This window comes from Actinomadura napierensis (assembly GCF_039529375.1).
Lineage (GTDB): Bacteria > Actinomycetota > Actinomycetes > Streptosporangiales > Streptosporangiaceae > Spirillospora > Spirillospora napierensis.
Window position 1 is genome coordinate 1 of the sequence record NZ_BAAAMR010000203.1, and the last position, 8738, is coordinate 8738.

At 74.9% G+C, this 8738-nt stretch carries 5 protein-coding genes and 1 pseudogene; 1 reads left to right on the plus strand and 5 read right to left on the minus strand.

The features are described from left to right. Positions 1–24 precede the first annotated feature (24 nt). The 5 genes from ABD296_RS48040 to ABD296_RS48060 all read right to left on the minus strand — a co-directional run bounded on the left by ABD296_RS48040 (position 25) and on the right by ABD296_RS48060 (position 7553). The gene (locus ABD296_RS48040) at positions 25–654 is read right to left on the minus strand and encodes a hypothetical protein (protein WP_344284762.1); all 630 of its coding nucleotides are present in this window, start codon (positions 652–654) and stop codon (positions 25–27) included. Positions 655–700: 46 nt separating this feature from the next. Then, entirely contained in the window at positions 701–3436 is a 2736-nt protein-coding gene (locus ABD296_RS48045; protein ID WP_344284764.1) for a PEP/pyruvate-binding domain-containing protein, read from the minus strand. Beyond that, the gene (locus ABD296_RS48050; RefSeq protein WP_344284766.1) at positions 3433–4074 is read right to left on the minus strand and encodes a methyltransferase family protein; all 642 of its coding nucleotides are present in this window, start codon (positions 4072–4074) and stop codon (positions 3433–3435) included. Before ABD296_RS48050 ends, ABD296_RS48045 begins: the two co-directional genes overlap by 4 nt. Next, positions 4071–4922 (minus strand): AfsA-related hotdog domain-containing protein, encoded by an 852-nt coding sequence (locus tag ABD296_RS48055; protein WP_344284769.1) that lies wholly within the window; start codon positions 4920–4922, stop codon positions 4071–4073. The genes ABD296_RS48050 and ABD296_RS48055 overlap by 4 nt, the downstream gene beginning before the upstream one ends. A gap of 531 nt (positions 4923–5453) precedes the next feature. After that, entirely contained in the window at positions 5454–7553 is a 2100-nt protein-coding gene (locus tag ABD296_RS48060; RefSeq protein ID WP_344284772.1) for a catalase, read from the minus strand. Between the two features lie 254 nt (positions 7554–7807). Here ABD296_RS48060 and ABD296_RS48065 point away from each other — a divergent pair. Next, a pseudogene (locus tag ABD296_RS48065) lies at positions 7808–8738 on the plus strand (PucR family transcriptional regulator); the annotation flags it as partial.

Below are 8738 nucleotides of genomic sequence, written 5' to 3' on the forward strand. Positions count from 1 at the left end.
TTCTCCCAACCCCCGTTGGCCCCCCTATTTGCGCCGGGCCGCGGACGCCGCCGCCATCGCGTACGGCGCGCCCGACTTGCCGGCGTAGGCGCGCAGCACCGACGCCGGCGTGGCGGCCGAGGGGCGGTCGGTGAGGTCGCGCAGCTGGCCGTCCACCGCGTCCAGCCAGGCCCGCGACACCTCGCCGGCGAGCCCGCGGCGGACGGCGTCGGGCACCGGGAGGTCCGCGACGAGCCGGACCGGCAGGTGCCCGCCCACCGCGAGCGCGGTCAGGACCCGCTTGGCGACCGCGGCGTTGCCGGGCGCGGGCGCGCCGGGCGCGTCGGTCAGGTCGTCCAGGTAGCGGGCCGCCGCCCACCACAGCAGGTGGACGACGGCGAGCGGCCGTGCGGGCCCGGGGTCGCCGGTCTCCGCGCCGTGCACCAGCATCGGCAGCGCGACCATGCCCCGCAGGCCGGGCCCGGAGTCCTTGGCCCGGACGACCTGGAAGAAGTCCACCAGGAACTCCGCCATCGCGCCGCCGACCATCTCGCGGCCCTCGTCCAGTCCCATCGCCTGGCCCTCGGCGAGCCGCTCGCACAGCCGGCCGATCTCGGCCTCGACCTCGGCGGCCGCCCGGTCCTGCGCGGACCTGCCGAACGCTCCTTCTTCCACGTGTCGACTCCTCATTCTTCGCGGGGTTGTCGGGCGGTACCGGGGGTCAGCCCGCGGCGTCCTCGGGGGCGCCGAGGATCCGGACCGTGCCGGCCCGCCCGTCCAGCTCGATCCAGGCGCCGTCGGGGATGCGGGCGACGGCGCCGCCGACCGCGACCGCGGTGGGCACGCCGAGCAGCCGTCCCGTGACGGCGGTGTGCGAGAGCAGGGTGCCGCGCTCGACGACCAGCCCGGACGCGGCGATCATCAGGGCGAGCCAGCCCGGGTCGGTCTCGCGGGCGACGAGGATGCGGCCCGCGCAGTCGCCGGGCGGGACGCGCGGGTCCAGCACGACCTTGGCGCGGCCCCGGACGGTCCCGCCGCCGGAGCCGAGCCCGCGCAGCGTGCCGTCCCCGCCGGCGTCGCGGTCCGGGTCGAGCGGGCGCGCGTACGGCAGCGCGGCGGCGGCCGGACGCGAGGCGGGCGCCGACAGCGGCGCGGGCGGCGGCGGCCCGGCCGGCGTGCGGACGCGTTCGGCGCGCCGCAGCGCGGCGAGCCCGCGCAGGTCGCCGCCGGGCAGCGTGCCGTCGAACGCGCCGACGACCTCGTCCACGGTGAGGTCGGCGACGTCGAGCGGGTCGTCGAGCAGCCCCGCGGCGGCGAGCGCGCCGCCGAGCCGCCACATCACCTCGCGGGACAGCCCGAACAGCTGGGTGCGGCAGAACCGGGCGTCCTCCCGCGCGCGCACGGACCAGCGCATCATGCGAAGCAGTACGCGCAGGACGGCCCGTCTGGCCGGGCCGGGGCACGATTCGCGCAGCCGGCGGCGGGCGTCGGCCGCGGCCCGCGCCTCGCCCGCCCGGTTCGCGGCGACCGTCGCGCCCTGCCGGACGAGCGGCCGCAGGACGGCGGCGGTCGTCCAGGGCCGCTGCCGCGGGGTCGGCTCGTCGAGCTTGAGGTCGTGCACCGCCCGGTCGCCGTAGCGGCGCAGGTAGGCGCGCGCGGACGCGGCGAGGAAGGAACCGTGCCGGCCCGCGGCGACGTCGTCCCAGACGGCCCGCAGATGCTCCTCGTCGGTGCGTCCGCCCAGGTCGTCGGCCAGCAGGGCGGCCTTCAGCGCGGGCACCTCGGCGGCGCGCTCGGCCAGCGCGATCGCGGCGCGGGCGGCGGCGAGCGACCGGTTCTCGGGTCCGCCGCACAGCAGCCCGGCGAGCAGCTCGGGCCCGGCGCCCGTCCAGCGGCGCAGCAGCGCGGTGCCGCCCCGCAGGAGCAGCAGCCCGTAGACGCCGTTGGCGAGCGTGACGCCCCACCGCACGGACACCTCGTCCCAGACCCACCGGTACAGGGTGATCAACTCGTCGGACGAGTACTCGTCGAGCGGCCGGGACGCGGGGCCGCGGACGTCCGCCATCAGCGCGTCCCACCAGCGCAGGAACCGGACGGTGGCGCGGCGGTGCCCCGCCGCGCGCCAGGCGAGCGCGGGCAGGGCCGCGGCGACGCGGGCGCGCGGCCACCGGCGGTCCGCGCGCGCCTCGCCGGTGATGCCCATTCCCTCTTCCCAGCCGGCCCTGATCAGGTCGAACACGGGCAGCTGGCCGTGCAGTTCCTGCCAGTCGTCCAGCCGGTAGTAGACGCGGCCGTCCAGGTTCCCGACCATCCGGGCGAGCCGGTGGCCGTTGGCGCGCAGCCGCCGCGCGGGCACGCCCATGCGCCGGTACAGGTCGGTGAAGGCGAGCTGGTAGAACGCCCGCGCCTGCGAGTAGGTCAGCGCGCCGGACACCCCCGGGAAGCTCTCGGTGATGTTGTGGTTGCCCCAGTGGACGCGCAGTCCTCCCGCGTGGTCGGCGGTGGCGGCCATCGGGCGGGCCTGGACGAGATGGACGGCGCCGTCCGGCGTGATGGTGCCCTCGATGTCCTGCGGGCATCCGAACAGCCGCTCGACGCGCGCGGCCAGGTCGGCGACGCGCCTGACCTGGTCGTCGGCGAGCACGGGGCCGGTGCGGAGGCCGCCCGGGACGGGGACGACCCGCGGGCCGTCCTCGCCCTCCCCCGGCGGGCCGACCATCCGCTGCTTCGTCACGACCTCGGCGTCGACGCGTCCGGTGGCGGGGTCGACGAAGAAGTGGTCGACGTCGGCCTTCTCCTGGACGACTCCCTCGCCGATGCCGTGCGCGGCGGCGATGACGTGCCGGCGCGCCCCGTCCCGCGGGTCGCGGGTGAACGCGACGAACGACCGCGTCCCGGCGACCATCCGCTGGACGCCGACCGCGACCCGCGCGCCCGCCGGATCGATGCCACGGAACTCCCGGTAGCGGACGGCCTCGGCCTTGAACGCCGACGCCCAGCAGCGCGCCACCGCCTCCAGCAGCCCATCGCGGCGGACGTACAGGAAGCTGTCGCTCAGCCCGGCGAACGGATCGTCGGCCGCGTCCTCGCCCGCCCCGTCCGGGCCGGGGACGACGCACGCGCGCACGGCGACCGTCCCGGCCTCGCCGACCAGTTCGTCGAAACCGGCCAGCAGCCGGGCGGCGAGATCACCGTCCGGGACGGCCGCGGCGAGCGCCTGCGCGGCGAACCCGCACCACTGAGCGGCCGGGACCGCCGAGCGCGGCGGCAGGCCGCCGCTCAAGGCGTCCAGCGCCCGGTCGAACTCCGACGCGGGCACGCAGAAGAACTCCGGCACCGCGAAGCCCGCGTCGCGCAGCGTCTCCAGCCGGGCGAACTTGTGCCCGACCTCCCCCGTTTCCATCGGCCCCGCGCCCATCGGCCCCGCGCCCGTCGATCCGGCCGGCACGCCGCTCACCACACCTTCGGCAGCACGCGCGCCCGCCCGGCGGCGTACCGCGGATAGCCCGGAACGTCCCAGAGCGCCCGTTCCTCCACGCGGATCCTCCACACGACCGCCGCCGCCAGGAGGGCGAAGGCGGCCACGCTGAGCGGGTTGAGGAAGAAGCAGGTGAAACCGAGGTTGGCGAACAGCATCCCCGCGTACGCCGGATGCCGGACGGCCCGGTAGACGCCGCCCGTGACGACCCGATGGCCGTCCTGCCGCATCACATGGTGCGAGTAGAACCGGCCGAGCGCGCGGATCGCGGTCTGCCGCAACGCGACCCCGGTGACGAACACCATCGCGGGGATCGCGGACCACGGGGACGCGTCCGCCCACGGGGACGGCCCGAATGAGGCGGACGCGATCAGCAGGAGGCGGGCCAGCGCGTACGGAAGGAGCGTCCGCGTGTCCGCCGGGGACGCGGCGGCGCGGCGGAACGTCACCGGCGCCTCCAGCAGCAGCCATCCGAGGTAGAGCGCCGCCATCGCCGCCGCCTGCGGCTCGCCGCGCCCGACGCGGACGGCCATCGCGGCGATCAGCACGGCGGCACCGGCGGCGAAGAGGAGGCGGGGCGCGAGCAGCAGGGCCCTATCGCGAAGCGGATCGTTCATGACGACCGGGTCCGCTCGTAGCGCTCCGGGTCGACGGCGTACGCCTCGTAGGTCAGCGTCCCGAGGCCGGCGCCGGTCGAGGCGTCCGCGAGCGTGACCGCGCACCGCGACCGGGGCCCGGCCACCCGGGCGACCGGCCAGCGCAGCATCAGCGGGACGGACCGGTCGAGCCGGAACGGCACGTCCATGCGCAACGACACCCACAGCAGCCGGGCGTCCATCGGCCTGCCGTGATGGCTGTGCTCCAGCATCGTCGCGAACTGCCGGCCCGCTTCGACGATCCGCACCGGCCGCCAGTCGTCCGGCTCCTCCCCCGGTCGCCGGAGCACCGCCGCCTCCACCGTGCCGCGCCCGTGCCGCACCGGCTCGCCGACCAGGATGTTCTCGGGACGGTGCCGGTGCACGAGCGGCGCGGGCGCATGCCGGGACGGCGGGATCGCGGCGGGCCGGCGCGCGGCGCCCGGCGGCGCGCCTGTGCGGCTTTCGCCGTTCGCGGGGGCGGCACCGTCGGCGACTCCGGCGCCCTCGGCGAACGCGATGGAGCCCGCGCACACCTCCCGCACGCCCTGCCGGGCGGTGACCGTCCACGCGCGGTTGCGGCCCGGGACCGGACGGCACGACAGCGTGGTGCCGCGGTCGAGTTCGCAGAAGCGGGTGAAGTCGAGGCCGGCCACCACCCGGCCGGCCCGCCGTCCGCGCGACCGCGCCGCGTCGGCGCGGACGGCGAGGTCCAGCATGCCGCTGAACAGCAGCATTCCCGGCACATGGTCGAGCGGGTGGTCGAAGTAGAAGGGATCGGACTCGTCGACGACCAGCTCGCGGAATCGCTCAATGACGGACGCGGCCATGCGCCCTCCCTCCATAATCAGCACCATGCCCTTGCCCGGCGGCCGTGGAAAAGGCCGCCCGGCACCGTTACCGGAAGCACGGAAAATCCGGCGGGACGGCCGTCATCCTGCTACAGAAATGAGCCCGGCTGAACTGCACCCGTGGGCAGTCCGGGCGGCACGGGTCTTCCCAGACCGGCAAGGCGCGGCCCGGCGGGCGGCGTCCACGGCGGCCACATCCTGCCCGGAAACCGCATGTCAGGACCCACTTGCGGCGGCGGTCCCGGAGCGGGCCCGTCGGCGACCCGGCCGCCGTCCAGCCGGAATGCGCGTGAAATGCGCGCGATTCCCGCGATGGGAGCGCGCCCTTAAAGACGCGATTCGCACAAGATATATTTTCAGATCATGCCCGCATCATTCCATCGGCGCCCGGCCTTGTGACGTGGCCCACAATTAATGTGGCAGAAAGCGGCCACACGCGGCGGGGCCCGGCGCGGTGCGCGCACGATCCGTGCTACCGCGCCGGGCCCCGGCCCGACCGAACCCCGTCCGTCAGGCGGGGACGTGGTCCTTCTGGCGGCGCCAGTGGCGGTGCTTGGCGACCGCCTCGATCAGCTTGGCGCTGAAGTCGCCGCCGGGGCCGCGCCCGGTGACGACGCCGAAGTCCTCGACGGTGCCGTCCGCGGAGGTCTTCACCCCGGTGATCCCGGCCCGCTCCAGCAGCGCGACGCCCTCGTCCAGCGCGCCGATCGCCTTGCAGTGCACGAACGCCTCCGCGACGAAGTGCACCGCGTCGCCGTCCTGCGCGAGCGTGCGCACGCTCGCCTCGCCGCCGGGCACCAGCACCGCGTCGTAGAGGACGGACGCGACGGTCGGCATCGCGCGGGTCACCGAGACCTGCGCGCCGTTGGCGGCCTGCACGTGCCCGTCCTTCGCGGCGAGCACGTCGCACACCGCGCCCGCGTCGGTCAGCGCGTCGCCGACCGCGCCGACGGCCGCCGAGTCCACCCCGTCGGCGACCAGGATCGCGATCTTGCGGCCCTGGACGGAGTCGGTGGGCGCGTTGTCCTGGCTGAGCGCGGGCGAGGTGCGGCCGTGGTTGGCGGTCGGGGCGTCCGACGGCGGCTCCACCCCGATGCCCTCGGCGACCTGCACGGCGAGGTCGTGGTCGACGTGGTTGAGCTGGGCGACCACGCCCTCCCGGATGTGCTTGTGGTCGCACTTGCCGAGCTCGAACCGGAACGCGCCGACGATGTGCTCCTTCTCCCAGTCGGACATGCTGTTCCAGAACAGCGTCGCCTGCGAGTAGTGGTCCTTGAAGCTCTCGCTCCGCTTGCGGATCTTGTTGCCGTCCACGCGCTCCTGGTAGTGGGTGAAGGACCCCGCGCCGCCGACGGCCGGGCAGCCGCCCGACAGCGAGTTCTTGTGGTAGGCGGCCTGCGCCTGGTGCAGGTTCATCTGGTGGTAGCCGTCGCGCTGGTGGTTGCGGACGTCGGCGACCGGCTGGTTCACCGGGATCTGCGGGAAGTTCGGCCCGCCCAGCCGGATCAGCTGGGTGTCCAGGTAGGAGAACAGCCGGGCCTGCAGCAGCGGGTCGTTGGTGAAGTCGATGCCCGGCACCACGTTGCCGATGTGGAAGGCGACCTGCTCGGTCTCGGCGAAGAAGTTGTCGGGGTTGCGGTCCAGCACCATCCGGCCGACCGGCCGCACCGGTACCTCCTCCTCCGGAATGATCTTGGTGGGGTCGAGCAGGTCGAACCCGAACCTGTGCTCGTCCTCCTCGGGCACCAGCTGGACCCCGAGCTCGTACTCGGGGAAGTCGCCGTCGGTGATGCGGTCCCACAGGTCGCGGCGGTTGAAGTCGGGGTCCTTGCCGGCGATCTTCTGCGTCTCGTCCCAGGCGAGCGAGTGGGTGCCGAGCTTGGGCCTCCAGTGGAACTTCACGAACGTGCCGCGGCCCTCGGCGTTGACCAGCCGGAAGGTGTGCACGCCGAAGCCCTGCATCATCGCGTAGCTGCGCGGGATCGCCCGGTCCGACATCAGCCACATCATCATGTGCATCGTCTCGGGCTGGAGCTGCACGAAGTCCCACAGCGTGTCGTGCGCGGACGACGCCTGCGGGATCTCGTTCGGCGGCTCGGGCTTCACCGCGTGCACGAAGTCGGGGAACTTGATGCCGTCCTGGATGAAGAAGACCGGCATGTTGTTGCCGACCAGGTCGAAGTTGCCCTGGTTCGTATAGAACTTCGTGGCGAAGCCGCGGACGTCGCGGACGGTGTCGGCCGACCCGCGCGACCCGGCGACCGTCGAGAACCGCACGAACACCGGCGTCGTCAGCGAGGTGTCGCACAGGAAGTCCGCGGTGGTGTACTCGGCCAGCGACTCGGTCAGCTGGAACCGCCCGTACGCGCCGGAGCCGCGCGCGTGCACCACCCGCTCGGGGATCCGCTCGTGGTCGAAATGAGTGATCTTCTCGCGGAGGTGGAAGTCCTCCATCAGCGACGGGCCGCGCTCGCCCACCGTCAGCGAGTTGTCGGTGTCGTCGACCCGGACGCCCTGGTCGGTGGTCAGCCCCGCCGACCCCTCCGGGCTCACCCGCCGCCGCTCCAGCTGCTCCTGCTTCCGGTCCTCGTGGCCGGCCGGGTTGGCCATGATCCAGCTCCTCGTGGCTGCTCGGTGATCGCACTCCGTGGTGGCCGTTACCCGGCGAACCCGCCGTCATGCCAGGTTTGACGGGAACTTGAGTACGGCCCCCCGCAACGCCGCAGGACCTGCCCCGGCGGGCGTGGGCGCTTGTCAAGCCGCTGACAATCGCCCCTCCCCGGCGGTGCGGGCGAATGAGTGTCGCCGCCGGCCCCGCGTGCCTAGGTTGAGACGACCGAGCGCTCGGTCGAGGAGGTGTCGCCATGACGACGGCATACGAGGACGCGCACGCCGGATCACCGGTGCTGGACGGGCTGAGCGAGGAGCCGTGGCGGGACGTCCCCGCCGAGGAGGCGCGCTGGATGCGCCCGCGGCTGCCGGAGCTGCTCGGCCCGATGGTGCAGGGCGTGCTGCGGCACGTCCCCGAGTACGACCGACCGGGCGACGCCGCCTACGTCCGCGTCGCCGAGGCCGCGGTCGCGCACGCGATGGAGCACTTCGTCCAGATGATCGCCGACCCGGACGCCTCCTGGAAGGAGGTGTACCAGGTCTTCTTCGACGTCGGCTACGGCGAGGCGGTCGAGGGCCGCAGCCTCGAGCACCTGCAGAACGCGATGCGGGTGGCCTCGCGGCTGGCGTGGCGGCACCTCGCGGTCGAGGCCGACCGGCTCGGCCGCCCGCGCGCCCTGGTCAGCCTGCTCGCCGAGGCCAACTTCGCCTACCTGGACGCGCTGGCCTCGGCCGCCGCGCACGGGTACGCAAGGGCCCGCGAGAAGGCCGCCGGCGAGCGCGAGCAGCGCCGCGGCCGGCTGCTGACGCTGCTGCTGTCGGACCCGGCCACGCCGCCCGAGGTCGTCGGGGAGCAGTCCGCGCGGGCCGGCTGGCCGCTGCCGCGCCGGCTCGCGGTGATCGTGCTGCGGCCGCGGCCGGGCAGCGGCGGGGAGGGCCCCGCCGGGCTGCCGCCGTCGCTGCTGACCGGGCTGGACCACGGCCGCCCCTGCCTGGTCATGCCGGACCCGGACGGCCCCGGCCGGATGGAGGAGCTGACCGCGACGCTGGCCGGCTGGACGGGCGCGGTCGGCCCGTCCGTGCAGGCGGACCAGGCCCGGACGTCGCTGCAGTGGGCGCGGCGCGCGCTGGAGCTGGCGCCCGCCGCGCCCGCGGCGCCCGCCCGGGACCGCGCCGGCGACCGCC

Bases quoted from the DNA above. Each gene is read 5' to 3' on its own strand.
- ABD296_RS48060 (WP_344284772.1), bottom strand. From the start codon at position 7,553: ATGGCCAACCCGGCCGGCCACGAGGACCGGAAGCAGGAGCAGCTGGAG.
- ABD296_RS48050 (WP_344284766.1), bottom strand. From the start codon at position 4,074: ATGAACGATCCGCTTCGCGATAGGGCCCTGCTGCTCGCGCCCCGCCTC.
- ABD296_RS48055 (WP_344284769.1), bottom strand. From the start codon at position 4,922: ATGGCCGCGTCCGTCATTGAGCGATTCCGCGAGCTGGTCGTCGACGAG.